The sequence below is a fragment of the Kribbella sp. CCNWLW201 genome (assembly GCF_037203805.1).
In the GTDB taxonomy this organism is placed as follows: Bacteria; Actinomycetota; Actinomycetes; order Propionibacteriales; family Kribbellaceae; genus Kribbella.
The window spans coordinates 1,257,900-1,277,618 of the sequence record NZ_JBBCBQ010000001.1 but is presented as its reverse complement, the minus strand read 5'-3'; the positions used below and the strand labels follow the sequence as shown (position 1 = coordinate 1,277,618).

Here is a 19,719-nt window from a genome sequence, read left to right as displayed (position 1 = left end):
CCGGCCAGGGATCAGCTGACGGCCTTCTGGATGAGGGTGGTGAGCTGCTTCTCGACGGCGGGGGTGAGTTTGGTGAGGGCGTAGGCGACCGGCCAGATGGCGCCGTCGTCCAGGTTGGCCGGGTCGTTGAAGCCGAAGGTCGAGTAGCGGGCTTTGAACTTGCCGGCCGGCTGGAAGAAGCAGACGTTCTTGCCGGACTTGTAGTACGCCGGCATGCCGTACCAGAGCTTCGGGGTGAGCTCGGGTGCGTTGGCCTTGATGAGCTCGTGGATCCGCTCGGCCATGGCGCGCTCGGTTGCGTCCGGCAACTCGGCGATCTTCGCCAGCACTGCGGCCTCCTCGTCCGCCGTGCCGCCGCTCGAGGCTGCCTTGAGCTCTCGGGCGCGCTGCTTCATCGCGCCGCGTTCGGCCTCGGTGAAGCCGTCGTACGACTTCTCGCCCGCAGCCGAGGTGGAGGTCTTCTTCGCCGGGCGCTTCTGCGTGGGTGCCATCGGAGGGCTCCTGTCTAGGTGATCCGGAGGGGAACGATCCTCAGACTAGGCAAGCACCCACGGCAGCGGCTTCTTGAAAACTGATCGATTCCCCGGCGTCAGCGTTTGCGGTAGGTGGCTGTGTAGGTGGTGTTCACCGCCGGGGCGGTGATGGTGTGGCTCTGCGGGCCGCCGTCGGACCACGAAGTGAACACGTAGGTGGCCTTGTTGAAGGGTTGAGGAGACGGGGCACTGACCGAGTTGGCCGACCCGACGACGACCGTGACGGAGAACGGGGTCGAGCGCGGTGCTTCGTTGACGACCATGTTGGTCAGGTTGAGGCCGCCGGGCGTGGTCTTGAACGTCAGTACGACGGTTCTTGGGTTCAGGCGGAGGCTGGTTGTCGAGGACAGGCCGGCCGAGTCGGTTGCGGTCAGGCGGAGCTCCAGCCAGCACGGGTACTGATGGTCAGGCGTGGTGAACGACCCACCGGCGACGCCGTTGTATGTCTGCAGCGCATGCGCATGGCAATCGGTCGGCGTGATGCAGTGGTTCATGGTCAGTGACCAACTCAGCGAGGATGCCGGGAGCGTCCCGTCCTGCGCATCGGTCGCGTGGCCCGTGAACGTGATCGGGTCTCCGACCTTCCACGTGAGGCTCGCGCTGGGCGTGTCGATCACTGCCGTCGGGGCGGTATTGCCAGCCGTGACAGTCACGGACGTCGTATCGCTCGCGCCCTGGTCATCCGTCACCCGAAGCGCCGGGTGATAGACCCCCGCAGACGAGTAGGTGTGCGACGCAGTCACACCAGTCGCGTCACCGAAGGTCCCGTCGCCGTTGAGATCCCAGGAGTAGGTGAGCGGCCTGCCCTCCGGGTCGGACGAGCCGCTGCCGTTGAAGTTGACCGTCAACGGGACAGCCCCGCTGGTCGGGTTCGCGGTGAAGGCGGCGGTCGGCGCCTGGTTCGCGGCCGTGAAGGTGATGCGGTGGACCGAACCGTTCTCCATGTCGACGTAGAACAGGTCGCCACCAGGGCCGATCTTCAGATCGACCGGATGACCGGCCGCACCGCCCGACCCGTCGACACCCACGAACGACTGCAGCCTGGACGGATCAGGCAATCCGTTCGTACCCGGCAGCATTGCCCAGATCTCGTTGCGCGAGTGGTCGGCGAAGAACAGTGCGCCGTTGTACTGCGTCGGATACGTCCCGCCTTGGTAGAACGCGATGCCGGTGATGGACGAGCCACCGGTGCGGCAGCCGGGGTAGCTCACCACGCAGGCGTTGTGGTGATAGGCGTAGTACGGCGCAACGACCGAGCCAGGTGTCGAGTAGAGCGACTGGCATGAGGTCAAGCCGGCACCCTGGTAACCGCCTTGCACGGCCGCGCCCTCGTAGCACGGCCAACCGAAGTTCGTGGCCGTGGTCGGCGACACCACCCGGTTGATCTCCTCCCAGAGGCCCCAGCCGACGTCACCGATCCACAGTTCGTCCGTGCCCGGGCGTTGAGTCATCCGGAACGGGTTGCGCACCCCGTACGCTGAGATGCGCCGTGCGTTCGGGTCCGTCGAAGAGAAGAACGGGTTTCCGGGTACGCCGGCACCCGTCGCCGGGTCGAGGCGCAGGATCGCACCGTCGAGCGTCGCCGGCCCAGTGGGACGCCGTACGCTCTGGCTGCGCAGCGCTCCACCTTGCGCGCTCGGCGGGGTCAGCGCCGTACCGACCGCACCTGGCGGATCGCCACACGGGTTGGCCTGGCCTCCTGGGTACGTCGCGCCGTACTGCCCGTAGTCGACGTTGTTGAAGCTGGCGCCGTCGCCGGCGCTGGCGTACAGGTACCCGTCGCGTCCGAACAGGAGCGTGCCGACCGAGTGGCTCGGGTACTGCTGGCACCAGTCGTTGATGAGCACTTGTTCGCTGCCCGTCATGACGTTGCCGCTGATCTGCAGTCGCGACAGGCGCGCCGACACCAGGCATCCGTCGGTGGTCGGGCCGGGTGGCGTCGGACACGCGTCGTTCCAGGTCGGCGCCGTACCGCCGATTGGCGCCTCGTATGCGTAAAGCACGTAAACAAAGGGGTTTGCCGGGAAGTTGGGCGGGATCGCGAAGCCGAGCAGGCCGCGATCCCAGTAGTCGTTGACCTGCACCCTGAGGTCGGCGACCGTCACCGGGTTCGTGTCGGTCAGACTCTGGAAGACCTTGATCACACCGTTCTTCTGACCGACGAAGATCCGCCCGTCGGGTGCGAACTGCAGCACCGTCGGGTTGGTCAGCCCACTCAGTACGACGGTGTCGCGGAACCCGGTGGGCAACGTCGCAGCCCCGGCCGGGCCCGGTCCGACCTGCGTGAGCAACGCGGCGCCCAGCAACATCGCCGTCACTGCACTGACCAGTCCGCGTCGGCGCGCGGCAACTCCGAGACCCCACATGGTCGGCCCCCACCACTCGTTCCCCCGGCGCGCCCCACCGCACGCCCTCCTTTCGCATTCTGCGCGCTCAGCCTCTGTTGGGTAAGAGCTTCCGGCAACCGTGTTCGCTGCGTACTCACGTGCTGGCGGTGAGCCATGGACTTATCAACGGCGGTGGGCAGGCCTAGCCTGGCTGTAGGGGCCTGGGGGGGTGGCTTGCAGGGGGTGAGTGTGATGGGTGCGTTGGAGAGTGCCGTCCGCGAGGTGATGGACGCGTTCGATCGGCAGGAGTACGACGTACTGCGCGAATCGCTGGCGCCGGACGCGCAGGGAGTCGACGAGATCTCGCGGCGGTGGTTGCGGGACGCCGGCGAGATCGACGCGTACTTCAAACAGCTCGAAGGGGTGGCCACCGGGATCAGCTCGGAGATCTCGGAGCTGCGCGAGGAGGACTGGGGCGACGTGGGGCTGGTGACCGGCTGGCTCGAACAGGACTACACGTTGGAGGGCGAGCCGCAACACGTCTCGGCGCCGATCACGTTCGTCTTGCGGAAGGTCGACGGCGATTGGCGGATCGCCCTGATCCACGCCGTACCACTTCCCGCAGAAGACTGAGCAACAGTTGAGGAAGGCAAGAACTCGCCGCCCGAGGGCTCACCTTCAGGAGCTAGCTGTTGGGTACGACGCGGATTGCGTAGGCGGTTGTGAGGCCCAGGGTTGTGGAGGTGCCGTCGTGTTCGACGTCGAGGGTGCCGGCGGTGTCGTGGCGGTGGTTGACGGTGAGCGTCGTACCGATGGTGATGCCGAGTTGGTCGAGGTGGCGGAGGAGGTCGGGGTCGCTGTCGGAGACTCGGGCGACTCGCGCCCGGACGCCCACCCCGACGGTGTCGAGCCGGAGCTGGTCGTCGTCCGGGAGGGTGCCGTCGGAGCGGGGGATGGGGTCGCCGTGGGGGTCGTGGTCGGGCTCGCCGAGGCGGCTGGCCAGGCGGTCGATGAAGGTGTCGGAGACGGCGTGCTCGAGGATCTCCGCCTCTTCGTGCACCTCGTCCCAGGTGTAGCCCAGGTAGTCGACCAGGAAAGTCTCGATCAGGCGGTGCTTGCGGACCATGGCGAGCGCGATCCGCTGTCCTTCCGGGGTCAGCTCGATCGCGCCGTACCGGGCATGGGAGAGCAGCCCGCGCTCGGTGAGTTTGCGGACCAGCTCGGACACCGAGGACGGTGACAGGCCGAGCCGGGTGGCGAGCGCGCCGACGGTCACCGGTTCCTCGGACCACTCCCGGGCGTTGAAGACCGCCTTGAGGTAGTTCTCGACAACTCTGGATTCCATGCCTTCATCCCATCGCGGCAGCCCGCCGGCGACTGGTCGTCAGGTGTCTGCCGAGCACCCCGTGGCGTGGGCTGAACAGATAGACCAGGGCGAACACGACACCCTGGACCACGACGACGAGCCCACCCGAGGCGGCGTCGAGCCAGTAGCTGAGGTAGATGCCCAGCACCGAGCATACGGCCGAGATGACCGGCGCGATCAGAAGCATCCGGCCGGACCGATCGGTGAGCAGGTACGCCGTCGCACCCGGAATGATCAACATCGCCACCACGAGAATCACGCCGACCACCTGGAGCGCGACCACGGCGGTGAGCGCGAGCATGCCGAGCAGCAGCGCGCCGAGCCGGCGTGGCGACAGCCCGATCGCGTGGGCGTGGACGGGGTCGAATGCGTACAGCGTCAGGTCGCGGCGCTTCAGCACCAGGATGACGAGGGCGACCGCTGCCAGAACGCCGATCTGGGTCAGGTCCGTGGTCGAGACGCCGAGGATGTTGCCGAAGATGATGTGGTTCAGGTCGGTCTGGCTCGGGGTGACGGAGACGAGCACCAGCCCGAACGCGAACAGGGTGGTGAACACGATCCCGATCGCCGCGTCCTCCTTGATCCGGCTGGTGTCCCGGACGATCCCGATCAGCGCGACCGCGAGGAACCCGAACACCACCGCACCAAGCGCGAACGGCGCGCCGACGATGTAAGCGATCACGACTCCGGGCAGTACGGCGTGGGAGACCGCGTCACCCATCAGCGACCAGCCGAGCAGCACCAGCCAGCACGACAGCACCGCACACACGACGGCGGCGAACACCGTGGTGATCAGCGCACGGACCATGAAGTCGTACTGCAACGGTTCCAGCAGAAAGTCGAGCGGGTTCACGCCGCACCCTCCTGCTCGAGTACGTCGAGGCCGAAAGCGCGGGCCAGATTCGCCGGCTGCAACGCGTCGGCCACCGAGCCGTGGAACAGCACCCGCTGGAGCAGCAGGATCGCCTCATCCGCCAACTGGGGCAGGGCATGCAGGTCGTGGGTCGAGACCAGGATGGTCCTGCCGTCGGCGGCCAACTCTCTCAGCAGTCCGACGATCGTTGCCTCGGACCGCTTGTCGACACCGGCGAACGGCTCGTCCAGCAGCAGGAGTTGCGCACCTTGGGCGATGCCGCGGGCAACGAACGCGCGCTTCTTCTGCCCGCCGGACAGCTGTCCGATCTGCCGGTCCGCGTACTCAGTCAGCTCAACTCGCTCCAACGCCTCGGCCACCGCGGCGTGGTCGGCCGGACGCGTCCGCCGGGTGAAGCCCTGATGCCCGTACCGGCCCATCATCACCACGTCGTGCACCGACACCGGGAACGTCCAGTCCACGTCCTCGTTCTGCGGGACGTAGCCGACCCGGCCCCGTTTGCGCGCGACCGCCGGGTCGACGCCGTCCAGCCGGACCTGGCCCTGGTCGGGGCGGATCATGCCCATGATCGCCTTGAACAGCGTCGTCTTGCCGGATCCGTTCATGCCGATCAGGCCGGTCACCTTGCCCGGTCCGACGGTCAGCGACACCCCGTCCAGTGCCAGCACATCGCCGTACCGGGCGACGACGTTCTCGACCACGAGCGATGTCATGAGGTTTTTCCTGTCAGACCGCGGATGATGGTGTCGGCGTCGTACCGGATCAGGTCCAGGTACGTCGGGACCGGGCCGTCCGCCTCGGACAGCGAGTCGACGTACAGGGTGCCGCCGAATTCGGCGCCGGTGCCGGACGCGACCTGCCGCATCGCCTTGTCCGACACGGTCGACTCGCAGAACACCGCTGGTACGGCGTTGGACTTCACGAACTCGGTCGCCGAGGCGATCTGCTGTGGCGTCGCCTGCTGCTCGGCGTTGACCGGCCAGATGTACTTCTCGGTGAGCCCCGCGTCGCGCGCCAGGTATGAGAACGCGCCCTCACAGGTGACCAGCGCGCGCTGCTTCTTCGGCACCGCCGACAACTCCGCCACGAGCTCGTCCTGCACCTTCTGCAGCTCCGCCTTGTACGTCTTGCCGTTCGCGGCGAAGTCGGCGGCGTGCCCGGGATCGAGCTCGGCGAATGCGTCGACCATGTTGTCCACGTAGATCTGCACGTTCTTGGGGCTCATCCACGCATGCGGATTCGGCTTGCCAGCGTACGAGTCCTCGGTGATGTCCATCGGCGCGACCCGCTCGGAGACGACCTTGTGCGGTACGTCGACCGACTCGACGAACTGGTGGAACCACACCTCCAGGTTGAGGCCGTTGTCCAGGATCAGGTCCGCGTCGGTGGCCTTCCGGATGTCACCCGGGGTCGGCTCGTACCCGTGGATCTCGGCGCCTGCCTTCGTGATCGACTCCACCTTCAGGTGGTCGCCCGCGACGTTCCGCGCGATGTCGGCGAGCACGGTGAACGTCGTCAGCACCACAGGCTTGTCACCGCCCGACGCCTGGCTCGGTGAGCAGGCGGGCACCGCTGCGAGGGCCAGGACCAAGGACAGGGCGGCGAGAGTTTTCGGCACACCGAAAACATAAAAGTTCGGTACACCGAAAACAAGACCGCGTTGCTTATCGGCAGCGCGGCTGGGAGGGTGCTGAGCCGTGGACGACGACATCCGCCGCGGCGACCTGCTCGCCGAGGGCGAGCCGGAACTGGAGTTCAACCCCGGGATCGCGGCCCGGTTGCCGCGCAAGACCGTGGCCGGCGGCGCGCTGATCCGCGACCAGGCCGGCCGCATCCTGTTCCTCGAACCGACCTACAAGCCGACCCTCGACATCCCCGGCGGGATCGCCGAGTACGACGAATCGCCGTACGAGGCCTGCTGCCGCGAGGTCCAGGAAGAGCTCGGCCTGCAGCTCGAGATCGGCGCCCTCCTCGTCGTCGACTGGGTCCCCGCCCTCGGCGTCTGGTCCGACGCCCTGGCCTTCGTCTTCGACGGCGGCGTCCTGGACCCGGCCACGATCGCCCGCCTCAAGATCGACCCGGTCGAGGCCCGCACCCACGAGTTCCTCACCCTCGCCGAAGCAACCCCCCGCCTCCGCCCCTCCATGACCCGCCGCCTCGCCAAGGCCCAACAAGCCCTAACCACCAACACCCCGACCTACACCGACTTCGGCCGCTCAGCGAGCTGGTAGCCCGCGCCACCGGGCGCCGGGTGGGGATTCCACCCGGCGCCCGGTACAGGTTGTCAGCGGAGTAGGTAGGCGGTCAGGCGGTCCATCAGTTGGGTTCGGGTGGCTGCTCCGGTGACTCCTTCGAAGCCGAAGCCCAGGTAGACGGTGTCCGCGGTGGCGATGGCAGCGCCTTCCCCGATGCCGAAGCCGGCGCGGCGGACCCAGTCGTTGAGGTTGGCGCCCTCGATGCCCTCGGGGTCTTGTGGTGCACCGAGCACGGTCCAGCCGTCGGTCGGATCGGCGTCGTCCTCGAACGACGTCGTTCCCTCACCGGTCGAGACCTCGATGTCGTCGATGAAGACGCCGGGGAACTGCTGCAGACCCCAGTCGCTCAGGACGGTGATCGACACCTCGACCTGCTGGTTGGCGAATGGCGTCAGATCGATCTCCCATTGCTGCCATCCGGCCGAGCTCCCGTTGCCCGCATGCCAGAACCCTGAAGACCCGGAGTTGCTGCAGGTGCCGGTCGCCGGGTCGAAGGTCTGGTAGTGGGTCAGGAACGGGTGCAGCACGTTCGCCGCATCCGCGGGGTTGCTCCAGCCGCCGGTGCAGGACTGGTCGTTGCTCAGATCGTCGGAGGTGTGCCCGTTCGCATCGGGCAGCGTGGTCCAGTTGTCCTGGCCGACGGTATGCGCCTCCACGATCAGGTAGTCGAAGTCCAGCTCGAGGTTGTAGCTGGTCCAGAACGACAGGGTCGCGCCTTCCGACGGCACCGTGATGGTGCGGGCGAGCCGCTTGTACGCCTCGTCGGCCCGGTCGGAGTACATGAACTTCTCCCCGGTGTGCGGGTCGAACGGCCCCGCGATCCCGGACAGATACTCAGCCGCCCGCCAGCTGTCCAGGTGCGGGAAGCTGCCGGTCGGGTCGGTCACCTTCAAGAAGTCACCGGTGGCGATGAACGACGAGTCGCCCGTTTGGTTCTGGGCGCTGTCGTCGCCGTTGCGGTCCAGGGACAGGCCGGCGAGCGGATTGTCGATCCCGGAGATCGGGAACGGTTCTCCCGTCGTCGGGTCGAGGCCGCCGTTCGGCGTGGTGATCGCCGCACCGAAGACGTACTCGATCGGGTCGCCCTGCGAGTTGCCCGAGCCGGACAGGGCGAGGCAGCGCGCGAGGACAGCGGGATCGGCCCGGCACTGCCTGTTCTCGAACGGGTCGTACAGCTGCGTTCCGAGCGCCGTGGTGTATTGCTGGCCGGCGCGCTGGCCGGTGTAGGCCACGCGACCGCCTTCGTTGACGAAGTCGCGCACCTCGAGCAGTTCCTGCATCGCCAGCCGCGATGCGTTGCCCGGACCCCATCCGGGTTCGCGGGTCACCGTGTCATCGCCGGTGTACCAGAGGACGGCGTCGTAGTGACTGAGTACGCCGAGATTGTCCGGTGCGACCCGGCCACGCGCGTCAACGTCGTACACGTCGAACGCGATCCCGTTGGCAGTCAGCGCGTCGGTGTAGAAGGACAGGTACTGCGGTGCGGTCACACCAGGCTTGGCCGGAGACGCTCCGGTGTAGTCCTCGGCCGCGAGGATCAGCACCCTTCGACCGGTGTCGGATGCGACCTGGTAGGTGAACGACGGGCTGCGTTGACCGCCGCCTTCGAACCACACGGTCACGTTGTCGCCGGGCGCCGAACCGGTGACTTGGCCGCGCATGACGTGGTAGTAGGTGCCGTTGCCGACGCCGTAGCGCTCACCGCCGGCCCACTCGGAGGTGGGCTTGGACTGCACCGCGCCGGTGCCGATCTGGTACTTCAGCGTGACGGCGCCGAGGTTGCGCCGGGCAAGGATCCGGACTTCTTGTGGGTCGCCGTACGAGATGGCGAAGCGGAAGTCGAACAGCGACTGCTGGCCGTTCTGTGGGTCGATGTCGTCCTGGTCGAGGTAGAACGGCGCCGGCGTGATGCCGACCGGTGAGGCCGGGGCGGTGGGGTTGACGGCCGAGCGGGCCAGACCGAGGTGGAACGGCAGGGTCTTCAGGAACTCTGCCTGGATCAGGGCCTCGTCGTCCGGGAACACGAAGCCGGCTCCTGGAATCCCTTCGCCGAGTTCGGGGGTGTAGGAGACCGTACCGGCGTTGGTGTCGGCGTAGTCCGTGGTCTCGCCGTTGGTGACGTAGAGCGTGTCGGCGGACTGACCGGGGTTGAAGCCCGGGATGGCCGGGTTCGCGTCGGTGCCGCCCATTGCGACGTACAACGGGTTGTCGGCGTCGGGTGTGCCGACCTGCCAGCCTTGCGGATACAGGAGCCACTCGCCGAACGAGTGCAGGTTCGACTGGAACTTCGGCTTGATCCGGTCGATCAGCCCGGCCATCGCCCGCGTCTCCGGCTCCGATGCCGGTGCCGGTCCGCGGTAGGTCTCGCTGAACGGGTCCGGTGATGAGCCCTCGTTGTCATAGCCCCAGTGCTCGTTGAAGTTCCGGTTCGGGTCGACGCCGTCGCCGACGGTGATCTGGCCGTCGCCGTCGTTGTCGCGCAGGTTCTTGCGCCACAGCCGCTCGTTCGTGAACGTGTACTGGTACCCGTCCGGGTTCGCGGCGATCACGAACCACAGCTCGGTGCTCTTCAGCAGGTTCCTGATCTCCCTGTCGTTCGCCCGCCAACGGCCGACGAAGTGATGCAGCAGCCGGCGGTTCACCTCGAGGCTGATCCACTCACGAGCGTGTTGCAGCGACGAGTACAGCACTGCCGGGCGAGATCCGTCGGGGACCTCGCGCGCGCTCTGGGTGAGTTTGAGCCCGATCAGTTCACGGCCCTGATGGGTTCGGCCGAGCACCACGAGCTTCACCAGCTGGGGATTGTTGCGCGCGACATCGAACAGTTCGTCGCGGATACCGCCCGCCTCGTCCCAGGACCGGTAGACCGTGAACCCGGCGGCCGCCTGGGCTGCGGCCTGCTCCGAGACCGACTGACCTTTGCTGTTGCGCTTGACGGTGACCTTCACGCCCGCGGCGTTCATCTTGTCCCGCTGGGCCTCGGTCAGCACCGCGTCGGCGCTGACGCCGGCCGCGGTTTGGTGCACCGCCGCGAGTTCGAGGCCCGGGACGGCTTCGGCGATCTTGTCGGCCGGGCCCTCGAGGACGTACATCTCGAGTGGTGAATCCGGCGGTCGGGCGGTTGCGGGGGACGACACCAGGCCGATCGAGACGGAGCCCAGTGCTGCCGTAGCCAGGAACGCTGCGACGCGTTTCGATGACATCGAGAACACCCCTCCCAAAGGTGGGCAGGCGTCCTCGGCGGGCGTACGACAGCAACCCCCGACCGGCTGCCGACCAAGGACGCGCGCCAAATGTGCCGTCACCGTACTCCCGGGTTCATCCCGGGAGCAATGCGTCGCGCACGTCCTGGCCGGTGAAGCGTTTTCCCGATCAGGAGAACCTGAGCCGGACGATCACGTTGTCAATGACTGTTGGGGTTCCGCCGTTCTTGTCGTTGTTGGTCGAGGTCAGCCAGAGGGCTCCGTCGGGGGTTCGGGTGATGCTGCGGAGGCGGCCCCAGCGGCCGGAGAAGACGGCTTGCGGGGTGCCGACGCCGGTGCCGGCGGAGTTGATCTGGGTGACCCACAACTGCTGGCCGGTGACGCCGGCGATGTAGATCCAGTCGTTGACGATCTCGACCCCGCTCGGTCCGGCCTGGGCGGTGGACCAGGTGCGCTTCGGTGCGATGTAGCCGCCGCAGTCGCCGATGGTTCCCTCGCAGGCGGGCCAGCCGTAGTTGCCGCCCTTCTGGATCAGGTTCAGCTCGTCCTGGCTGCTCTCACCGAACTCGGCCGCCCACAACTGACCGCGCGAATCCCAGGCGAGGCCCTGCGGGTTGCGGTGGCCGAGACTCCAGACGTACCGGGCATTGCCGCCGGTGCTGAAGAACGGGTTGTCGCTCGGCGGAGTACCGTCCGGGTTCAGCCGCAGGATCTTGCCGTTGAGCGAGTTCCGGTTCTGCGCGTTGCCGGAATTCTTCGCGTCGCCGACGGTCGCGTAAAGCTTGCCGTCCGGACCGAACCGGATCCGGCCGCCGTTGTGGTAGCGGTTCTTCGCCAGCCCGGTCAGCACCGGCTCCGACGTCGACCCGAGGGCGCCGTTCTCGTACTTCATCCGCACGATCCGGTTGTCGTTCGCGGCCGTGTGGAAGAAGTAGACCCAGTGGTCGGTGGCGAAGTTCGGCGAGAGCGCGAGGCCCAGCAGGCCGCCCTCGCCGGTCGTGGTGACCGTACCCGGCACCTTCCCGAGCGTGGTCTTCTGCCCGGTCGACGTCACCCGCAGTACCTCGAACCGGTCCCGCTCGGTGACCAGCGCCGATCCGTCCGGCAGGAACGCGACGCTCCAGCCCAGATCCACCTTGGCGATGTCCCGGTCGTACGCCGGGATGCCGCCGGCTCCACCGCTCGACGTCCTCGCAGTGACTGCGTTGCTGGCGGGCGACGCGTTGCCGTCCGGATCGCGTGCCTGCACGGTGAACGTGTACTGCGTGTTCGGCGCGAGGTTGGTCACTGTCGCGGTCAGCGAGTTCGTGGTCGAGACCTTGGTGGAGCCTTGGTAGACGTCGTACCCGGCGATGCTGCCGCTGTTGTCCGTGGACGCGTTCCAGGCGAGCGAGACGCTGTTCGCGGTGACGCCGGTGGAGCGCAGGTTGCCGGGCGCGGTCGGCGGCTGGGTGTCGCCGCTCGGGGGAGTGGTGAAGGTGACCACGTTGCTCTGCTGCGAAGCGTTGCCTGCGGCATCGAACGCACCGACGGAGATGTCGTACGACGTATTGGCCGTCAACGTGTCCACGGTCGCGGTGAGTGTGTTGCCGTCGACAACCTTCAGGATGTTGCCACCACGGTTGATCTCGTACCGGACCACGCCGACGTTGTCGGTCGCGGCCGACCAGGTGAAGGTGGCCGCGTTGGACTTGATGTTGCTGACGGCAAGGTTGCCCGGTGCCGACGGCGGCTGGGTGTCGTCGGTGGTCGGGGCGACGGTGAGCTTGTCCGCGTTCGGTCCGCCGTCCGCGGTGGTGGCCCGGGCCTGGATCTTGTTGGTGCCGGCGGCGAGTTGGAGCCGGACTGTCTTGGTCTGCCAGGTCGTCCAGGCGCCGGTGCCGGGGAAGGTGATCCCGACCGCGCCGGCCACGCCGTTGACGGTGAAGTCCATCGGCCTGGCCGCCGCCGTACCGTTTGCATAGCGAAGGGTCACGTCAGCGGGGCCGGCCGGGGCGGACACGGTCCACTCGACGTAGCTGCCGACGAGGTTGTCGTAGTTGACGAAGCCGCTGCCGGTGTAGCCGGTGTGGTTGGACTCGACCACTCCCTGGGAGATGGTCGCGTCCTCGGCCTGGTAGTCGGTTGGAGCTGCGGAGGCGGGTGGTGGGGATACGGCGGCGAGTGTGACTGCGACGGCCAACACCGCATGCCAGACATGGCGAACCTTCATGAGGTCTCCTGTTGTTCCGGGGCGGAGGAGCTGCAGGGGAACCACTCAACCGTTAGGAAACCTTCCTAACGATATTCGGCATCACACCACCGCCGCTCAATCGGTGTCAACAGGAAGCTCGCGATGCTCGCTGGGCGCGCTCGCGATGCTCGCTCGGTCGAGCGCGGGTGGTCGCCTCCTGCCGTGGATGCATCACCGGCACGACGCCCGGCCGCGGATCTGCCCGGGCCCTCCCGTATTTGAAGGGATAACCCCTCAGGTTGTGGGTTCTCTGCCCCGTATGCGAGTGGATAACCCACAACGCGAGGGGTTATCCGGCTCTTCTGCTCGATGTGTGGGTGGTCGTTCAGCGGTGCGGAACGCGAACCGGTCGCTGGTCGCCGCCTTCGTGTCCCAAGTGCCGTACCGCCGGGGTTCCTGTCGACCTGGGAGGGTGCCCGATCCGGGCACGACCCTCCCAGGTCCACCCTCGACACCCCACACAGCAAACCGCATCCGCACCCCGGCGACCGGCGACTGGGTTCGACTGGTCGCGCTCCGGTGCGTGTACCAACGAACGGGTAGTGCACCCCGCTACGACATACGCGCGGGCACCATCCCCCGCTCAGCTGCACTACCCGGCACCTGACCACTACCCGTCGATCGGTACGCCGGAGCCTCATGTCAGGGGGTTGCCCATCGAGGTGGAGGGTTGCCCACTCAAATTCTGAGTGGGCAACCCTCCTACTGAACGGGCCACCCCTGTGCTGGTGGCCTTCCCGCGGACTGGTGGCGCCAGCCCGCGCCCGGTGCGGACAGATCACCCACACATCAAGCAGGAGAGCCCAGAAGAGCCTCTTTATTGCCATGCGGACCGGGGTTCGGCACGCTACGGTCCGGTCATGACTTTCTCTCGGGAGCGGCCGCCCCTGGTGGCCGATGAGCGGACGCAGCTGGTCGGGTGGCTGGATCTGCAGCGGGCGCTGGTGCGGTGGAAGCTGGAGGGGCTCGCCGAGGCGGATGAGCATCGGGCGGTGCTGACGACATCGCCGATGATGACGCCGGCCGGGCTGGTCTCGCACATGCGGTGGACCGAGCACTGCTGGTTCAACGTGCTGTTCCTGGGTGAGTCGTCCGACGGCAATCCGCAGTTCCAGGAGGATGCGCCTGAGGACGCCGACATGATGGTCGACGGCGTACCGCTGGCACAGCTGCTGGACGAGTTCGAGGCCCAGTGCCGGGAGTCGAACGAGATCGTCGCGGCGCACTCGCTGGACGACGTCGGCAAGCATCCGGACTTCCGATCGGCCCAGGCGACGCTGCGCTGGATGCTGATCCACATGGTCGAGGAGACTGCCCGCCACGTCGGCCACCTGGACACCATGCGTGAGCTCCTGGACGGCCAGAAGGGGTACTACTAGATGTCATGAGCGTGGAGATCCGGCGGGCCCCTGACCGGTTCCGGACGTCGAGCGATTGGCTCGAGTCGCGGCATTCGTTCTCGTTCGGGCCGCACTATGACCCGGCCAACGTCGGGTTCGGTTTCCTGCTCGCGCACAACGACGAGACCGTTGCCCCCGGCACCGGCTTCGACACCCACCCGCACCAGGACCTGGAGATCGTCACCTGGGTACTGCGAGGCGCCTTGGCGCACCGTGATTCGGAAGGCCACAGCGGCGTCGTGGTCCCGGGCCTCGCGCAGCGGATGAGCGCCGGCTCCGGCATCCGCCACTCCGAGTGGAACGACGGCGGCGAGCCCGTGCACTACGTCCAGATGTGGGTTCGCCCCGAGCAGTTCGACCTCACCCCGTCGTACGAGCAGGCATCGGTCGATCTCTCGTCCGGTGAGCTGGTGCCGATCGCGTCCGGGCTGCCGAAGCACGCGAGCAGCGCCGCGATCCGCATCAACCAGCGGTCCGCCGGCATGTCGGTGGCCAGGCTGGGTCCCCGTCGTACGGTGGATCTGCCGTCAGCGCCGTACGTCCATCTCTTCGTTGCCGAAGGCACCGTGAGCCTGGAGGACGCAGGCGACCTGGGTACGGCGGACGCCGTCCGGCTGACCGGTGTCGACGGACCACGCGTCACAGCGGGGCCGGAAGGTGCCGAGCTGCTCGTGTGGGAGATGTACGACTAGTCTTCCTGCTCGCTCATCGTCCAAACGTGGCGCAGGGACTGGCCGGCCTGGCCCTCCGGGTTCTGCGCGAAGCCCTCGACGAACTGGCTCATGTGCTGCTGCCAGCGCTGGTCGACCGGGTCCTCCTTGAGCTGCGCGACGGCGGCCTCGAAGTCGTCGCACTCGACCAGGTGGAAGAGGTCGCGGCCACTGCGCCAGATGGACCAGTCGGTGATACCGGCGGTCCGCATCACGGCGATCAGTTCGGGCCAGACACGGGCGTGCTCGATCTCGTAGGCCTCTTCGGTCCCCGGGATCAGGCGGCTGTGGAGAGCTAGGCGGGTCGTCACAAGGGAGCAGAATACGCCGGGGCGGCTTGCGGTGACCGAACCGTTACGCAGTCCGTTCCCGGGATTGTCTCGACGGGACGCGTGAACGCCTGGCAGGTTTGGGGGCTGATCGGACAACGTGTTCCCGGAGGGCTGATGCGCGAACGGACCCGGCCGTGGCCGAGCGGTACGCCGAACTGGGTGGACCTGTCCGCCGATGACCCGATGGCGGCGACCGCGTCGTACGCGGAACTCCTCGGCTGGAAGTGCGTTCGTGAGGAGTCCCGGGAGTACTGGTTGTGCTCGCTGGACGGCCGGGACATCGGCGGGATCGGCGCTCAGCGGGCGGGGAAGCCGTCGCGTCGCTGGACGACGTACCTGGCAACGGAGTACGTGGAACGGACCCTCGACGCGGTGGTGGCGCACGGCGGACGGGTCGTGGACGGGCCGTGCGATGTCGAGCAGTACGGGCGGATGGCGATCGCGGCCGACCCGGGTGGCGTGGTCTTCGGGTTGTGGCAGGCGACCGAGCACCTCGGGACCGAACGTCGTACCGACCCCGGCTCGCTGGTCTGGAGTGAGGCACTGAGTCGCGACTTCGAGGCGGCGAAGGCGTTCTACGTCGCGGTGTTCGGCTACGAGGCGGAGGAGATCGGCGGCGACGGACCCAGGTACGCCGCTCTGTTCGCCGACGGACGGCCGGTCGCGGGCGTCGCCGAACTGCACCCGGATCTGCCAGCAGGCGCGCTGTCGCCGCAGTGGCTGCCGATCTTCGCGACCACCGGAGCCGATGCGGCCGCCGCTCAGGTCTTGGCGGACGGCGGTGCGGTGGTCTGTGGACCGTTCGACACCGACTTCGGCCGGATGGTGATCCTTCGGGATGCGGAGTCGGCGCCGTTCGCGGTCATCCACTTGGGCTGATTCGTCCTGACTCTTGGCGGTGATTCATCGCGGCGATCAGAACCTGCCCGATCAGGCGTTTCTGTCGATCAGTGCCAACTCCGGCGGCTCCGCGCGCGTCGTACTTGGTCGGGTTGAGTAGTTTCGCCCTCGTGGGCCAGGAGCCACACGCCGAAGACTGTGCCAGGTCTCCATCCGTCATCGTGCGAGAGTTGGGAACGTGAAGCGAACCACTGCGATCGTCTGTCTGAGTAGTCTGCTGATCACCGCCGGTTGTTCCGACAGCAAGTCCGGCAGCGACGGCAAACCTGATCCAAACGACGAGAAGCAGGCGTCCGCCGAGGTGGTCAAGCAGTTCGCCGCCGCCTGGATCGCGGCCTGGGCGCCCGAGGGAAAGCCGGACGCGGCCGGGGCGCTGACCGACAATCCGACGGTCTTCGCCAAGCGGCTGGACGACACCGACTCCGCCCTCGTCGCGAGCACCGTGAAGGTGACACCGCAGGGCGACCCGGACTGCAAGGACGGCAACACCTGCACGCAGGACCTCGCGGTCGAGGCCGAGCTGCGCGGGATCGGCACGATGAAGTGGACCAGTACGGCGACCGCGACGAAGGTCGGCGAGACCTGGAAGATCAAGGCCTCCGGCGACACGATCTACCCCGGCCTCGGTGACGCGAACTACCTCAAGCGGGTCCGCGCCCTGCCCGCGCGCGCGTCGATCCTGGACCGCAACAACGTCGCGCTGACCGCGAACCGCCCGATCGTGATCGTCGGCGTCGCCGCGGGGAACAAGGCGACGGCAGCGACGTACGCCGCCTTCACCAAGAATCTCCAGGTGGACGGCGCGAAACTGGCCGCCCGGGCCAAGGCCGCGCCGGCCGGTCAGTTCGTCGACGCGATCACCATCCGCGCCGAGGAGTGGGAGAAGCTGCGGCCGACGATGAGCAAGCTGCCCGGTGTGCTGACGATGGGCGGCACCCAGTCGCTGCCGGAGACGTCGGCGTTCGCCCGGTCCGTGCTCGGCACCATGAAGACCGCGACCGAGGAGACGTTGAAGAACGCGGGTCCGACCGCGTCTACCCAGGACCAGGTCGGGACGACGGGTCTGCAGTACGCGTTCCAGCAGCAGCTCGCCGGTACGCCGGGTGGCACCGTGACGCTGCGGGACGGCAAGACCAAGATGACGATCAAGACGGTCTTCAGCCAGAAGGGCACCGCCGGGAAGCCGGTCAAGACCACGCTGGACGTGAACCTCCAGCGTGCCGCCGAGGCCGCGCTGGCGACGAGCAAGTTGCCCGCCTCGCTGGTCGCCGTACAGGCATCGACCGGTCAGATCCTGGCGGCGGCGAACGGGCCGACGCCGACGAACTACAACCGCGCCTTCCAGGGCCGCTACGCGCCGGGGTCGACGTTCAAGATCGTCACGTCGGCCGCGTTGCTGGGCAGCGGTGAGACCGCGGCCACCTCGCTGCCGTGCACGAACACGATCACCGTGTTCGGCAAGTCGTTCAAGAACTACGACGGCCTGGCGGCGTACGGCGCGGGGACGATGCAGAAGGCGTTCAACGAGTCCTGCAACACCGCGTTCATCTCCCAGCACGGGCGGCTGCCGAAGGACGGGATGACGAAGGCGGCCGCGATGTTCGGCCTCGGTCCGGACCTGAACCTGTCGATCCCGGCGTACGGCGGTGAAGTGCCGGCACCGAAGGACGACGTTGCCGAGTCGGCGTCGATGATCGGTCAGGGCACCGTGACCGCGAGCCCGCTCGGGGTCGCGATGATCGGTGCGACGGTCGCCAAGGGCACGGCGATGAAGCCGGTGCTGGTCCCGGGCAAGGACGCCGCCGGACCGGCTGCCTCTCCGTTGCCCCCAGCAACGGCTGCCGCGCTCCGCACCTTCATGCGGACCACCGTCACCGGCGGTACCGCCAAGGTCCTGGCCGGTAACGGTGCCGTCGCCGCCAAGACCGGTACGGCCGAGGTGGTCCAGAACGGCAAGGTCGTCACCAACGGCTGGATGGTCGGCTACCGCGGCGACGTGGCCTTCGCCGTCATCGTCGAGGGCGGCGCGTCCGGCGCGAAGGCGGCCGGGCCGATCCTGAAGAACTTCCTGGGTCGCTTCAAGTAAGGGTTCTGTCGAGACGGCGGCCGCACAGTGACTGTGCGGCCGCCGTTTCTGGTTACTGAGGCCGGACGTTGTGGTTGCCGGCGAACAGGTTGCCGGGGTCGTACTGGGTCTTGACCGCGGCGAGACGCCGGTAGGTCTCCGGTGGATAGACCGCGGCGACGTCCTCCTCGGTGGCTGTGGCGAGGAAGTTCGCGTACGCGCCGTTGACGTGCGGCGTGAGCCTCTCCCAGATCGCGTCCAGACCCGGCCGAGCTGCGTCGAGGACGGGCTTCGGACCGACGGTGGTCGTCACGAACATCAACTCTGCTTGGCGATGTGCGTAGGCGGTGGCGTCGTCGGCGACCCGGGCCACCGCACCGCCGACGCTGCGTACGGAGATGACCGGCGTCCCGGCCGATGTTCCGACCTCGGAAAGGATCTGGAGCACGTCGGACACCTCTTCCTTGTCCACAAAGGCGCTTCGGGTGACCAGCTGGATGCCAGGCGGCGGGGTCATGCCGTCCACGAGCACGTCCGCAGCGGGCGTCAGTACGACGTCGTCGTCGATCACCGTGCCGAGCCGGCGGATCGGGTCGAGCGCCTTTGCGGCGAGCTCCGGGTCATCGCTGTCGAACACGACGTGGAGCTCGACCGGCGCCTCGGGTCCACCGGCGAAGGGGTTGGCGCAGGTCGCGATCGAGGTGAGCTCTTCGGGAGCGGTGCGAAGGTAGTCGGCCCATCCCTGGAGCACAGTCGCCACCTGCGATGCCGGGAAGGTGATCCGGCCGTGGAACACGTCCGTCGTCGGGTGTGCCGCGAACTCGAAGGCGGTGACGATGCCGAAGTTGCCGCCGCCACCGCGAAGCGCCCAGAACAACTCCGGGTTGTCCGTTGAGCTCGCCCGCACGACCTCCCCGTCGGCGGTGACCAGCTCCGCGGCGATCAGGTTGTCGAGGGCCAGACCGTACTTCCTGACCTTCCAGCCGATGCCGCCGGTCAACGTCAGCCCACCGACACCGACGCTCTTGGTGTCGCCCGAAGAGATTCCCAGGCCGTACGGCGCCAACGCGGCCGCAACCTCACCCCAGGTGGCGCCGCCGCCGATCCGCACCAGGTGACGTTCCTCGTCGATCACCTCCACGGTCGAGAGCGCGCCGAGGTCGATCACGACACCGCCGTCGTTGGTGCTGAACCCGGGGAAGCTGTGACCGCCGCCTCGCACCGAGAGCGCAAGCCCTGTGTCGGCAGCGAATCCGACGGCTGCTTGCACGTCCCCGACACTCTTGGGCCGCAGTACACAGACCGGGCTGCCTGCGACCAGCACCGAGCGACTGGCCGACTCATACTCCGCTCCGCCCGGTTCGATGATGTCGCCGCCGAAGTCACGGCGAAGATTGTCCAGCGCTGAACTCATGGGCGTCCCTCCACAGATTCCGTATCCGTACACACCCCTGACGACACAGCCCACCCAAATGTGAGACCCCCGCGTGTGACCTGGGTCTCACCACCGTGAATGTCGGT

At 67.6% G+C, this 19,719-nt stretch carries 16 protein-coding genes; 6 read left to right on the top strand and 10 right to left on the bottom strand.

Going from position 1 to position 19,719, the window contains the following annotated elements; translation table 11 throughout:
• Window positions 1-11: 11 nt before the first annotated feature.
• Window positions 12-491 (bottom strand): iron chaperone, encoded by a 480-nt coding sequence (locus V9K99_RS06145; protein WP_337323381.1) that lies wholly within the window; start codon window positions 489-491, stop codon window positions 12-14.
• Window positions 492-589: 98 nt separating this feature from the next.
• Window positions 590-2,842, bottom strand: a complete 2,253-nt coding sequence (locus tag V9K99_RS06140) for a PQQ-dependent sugar dehydrogenase (protein ID WP_337323382.1) — start codon at window positions 2,840-2,842, stop codon at window positions 590-592.
• A gap of 270 nt (window positions 2,843-3,112) precedes the next feature.
• Here V9K99_RS06140 and V9K99_RS06135 point away from each other — a divergent pair, with 270 nt between their 5' ends.
• Complete coding sequence (locus V9K99_RS06135) at window positions 3,113-3,493, top strand: YybH family protein (protein ID WP_337323383.1); 381 nt, start codon at window positions 3,113-3,115, stop codon at window positions 3,491-3,493.
• A 52-nt stretch (window positions 3,494-3,545) separates the two neighbouring features.
• On the opposite strand, the gene V9K99_RS06130 is transcribed toward V9K99_RS06135, so the two are convergent.
• Genes V9K99_RS06130 through V9K99_RS06115 form a run of 4 tightly spaced genes read right to left on the bottom strand, consistent with a single transcriptional unit; the run spans window position 3,546 to window position 6,718 of the window.
• Window positions 3,546-4,205 (bottom strand): metal-dependent transcriptional regulator, encoded by a 660-nt coding sequence (locus V9K99_RS06130; protein ID WP_337323384.1) that lies wholly within the window; start codon window positions 4,203-4,205, stop codon window positions 3,546-3,548.
• A gap of 4 nt (window positions 4,206-4,209) precedes the next feature.
• Window positions 4,210-5,079 carry a metal ABC transporter permease gene (locus tag V9K99_RS06125; RefSeq protein WP_337323385.1) on the bottom strand — a complete coding sequence of 290 codons (870 nt, stop codon included), beginning with the start codon at window positions 5,077-5,079 and terminating at the stop codon, window positions 4,210-4,212.
• Window positions 5,076-5,813, bottom strand: a complete 738-nt coding sequence (locus V9K99_RS06120; RefSeq protein WP_337323386.1) for a metal ABC transporter ATP-binding protein — start codon at window positions 5,811-5,813, stop codon at window positions 5,076-5,078. The genes V9K99_RS06125 and V9K99_RS06120 overlap by 4 nt, the downstream gene beginning before the upstream one ends.
• Window positions 5,810-6,718 (bottom strand): metal ABC transporter substrate-binding protein, encoded by a 909-nt coding sequence (locus V9K99_RS06115; RefSeq protein WP_337323387.1) that lies wholly within the window; start codon window positions 6,716-6,718, stop codon window positions 5,810-5,812. Before V9K99_RS06115 ends, V9K99_RS06120 begins: the two co-directional genes overlap by 4 nt.
• A gap of 79 nt (window positions 6,719-6,797) precedes the next feature.
• Between V9K99_RS06115 and V9K99_RS06110 the strand changes: the two genes are divergently transcribed.
• The gene (locus V9K99_RS06110) at window positions 6,798-7,331 is read left to right on the top strand and encodes an NUDIX hydrolase (protein WP_337323388.1); all 534 of its coding nucleotides are present in this window, start codon (window positions 6,798-6,800) and stop codon (window positions 7,329-7,331) included.
• Window positions 7,332-7,384: 53 nt separating this feature from the next.
• On the opposite strand, the gene V9K99_RS06105 is transcribed toward V9K99_RS06110, so the two are convergent.
• On the bottom strand, window positions 7,385-10,558 hold the full coding sequence (locus V9K99_RS06105; protein WP_337323389.1) for a M14 family metallopeptidase: 3,174 nt from the start codon (window positions 10,556-10,558) through the stop codon (window positions 7,385-7,387).
• Between the two features lie 169 nt (window positions 10,559-10,727).
• A complete protein-coding gene (locus V9K99_RS06100; RefSeq protein WP_337323390.1) occupies window positions 10,728-12,770 on the bottom strand; it encodes a PQQ-dependent sugar dehydrogenase in 2,043 nt (680 codons plus the stop codon).
• Between the two features lie 881 nt (window positions 12,771-13,651).
• Between V9K99_RS06100 and V9K99_RS06095 the strand changes: the two genes are divergently transcribed.
• Together V9K99_RS06095 and V9K99_RS06090 are read left to right on the top strand one after the other, a co-directional pair.
• Window positions 13,652-14,170 (top strand): DinB family protein, encoded by a 519-nt coding sequence (locus tag V9K99_RS06095; RefSeq protein WP_337000300.1) that lies wholly within the window; start codon window positions 13,652-13,654, stop codon window positions 14,168-14,170.
• Window positions 14,171-14,175: 5 nt separating this feature from the next.
• Window positions 14,176-14,883 (top strand): pirin family protein, encoded by a 708-nt coding sequence (locus V9K99_RS06090; protein WP_337000301.1) that lies wholly within the window; start codon window positions 14,176-14,178, stop codon window positions 14,881-14,883.
• On the opposite strand, the gene V9K99_RS06085 is transcribed toward V9K99_RS06090, so the two are convergent.
• On the bottom strand, window positions 14,880-15,212 hold the full coding sequence (locus V9K99_RS06085) for an L-rhamnose mutarotase (RefSeq protein ID WP_337000302.1): 333 nt from the start codon (window positions 15,210-15,212) through the stop codon (window positions 14,880-14,882). The two genes, V9K99_RS06090 and V9K99_RS06085, sit on opposite strands and share 4 nt — an antisense overlap.
• Window positions 15,213-15,347: 135 nt before the next feature.
• On the opposite strand from V9K99_RS06085, the gene V9K99_RS06080 reads away from it, so the two are divergent.
• Both V9K99_RS06080 and V9K99_RS06075 read left to right on the top strand, forming a co-directional pair.
• Window positions 15,348-16,112, top strand: coding sequence for a VOC family protein (locus V9K99_RS06080; protein ID WP_337000303.1), 765 nt, complete (start codon window positions 15,348-15,350; stop codon window positions 16,110-16,112).
• 199 nt (window positions 16,113-16,311) lie between these two features.
• Window positions 16,312-18,219: a penicillin-binding transpeptidase domain-containing protein gene (locus tag V9K99_RS06075; RefSeq protein WP_337000304.1), complete on the top strand. Its 1,908-nt coding sequence runs from the start codon at window positions 16,312-16,314 to the stop codon at window positions 18,217-18,219.
• A 52-nt stretch (window positions 18,220-18,271) separates the two neighbouring features.
• Here V9K99_RS06075 and V9K99_RS06070 read toward each other — a convergent pair whose 3' ends face one another.
• Window positions 18,272-19,612: an FAD-binding oxidoreductase gene (locus V9K99_RS06070; protein WP_337000305.1), complete on the bottom strand. Its 1,341-nt coding sequence runs from the start codon at window positions 19,610-19,612 to the stop codon at window positions 18,272-18,274.
• Between the last annotated feature and the right edge of the window lie 107 nt (window positions 19,613-19,719).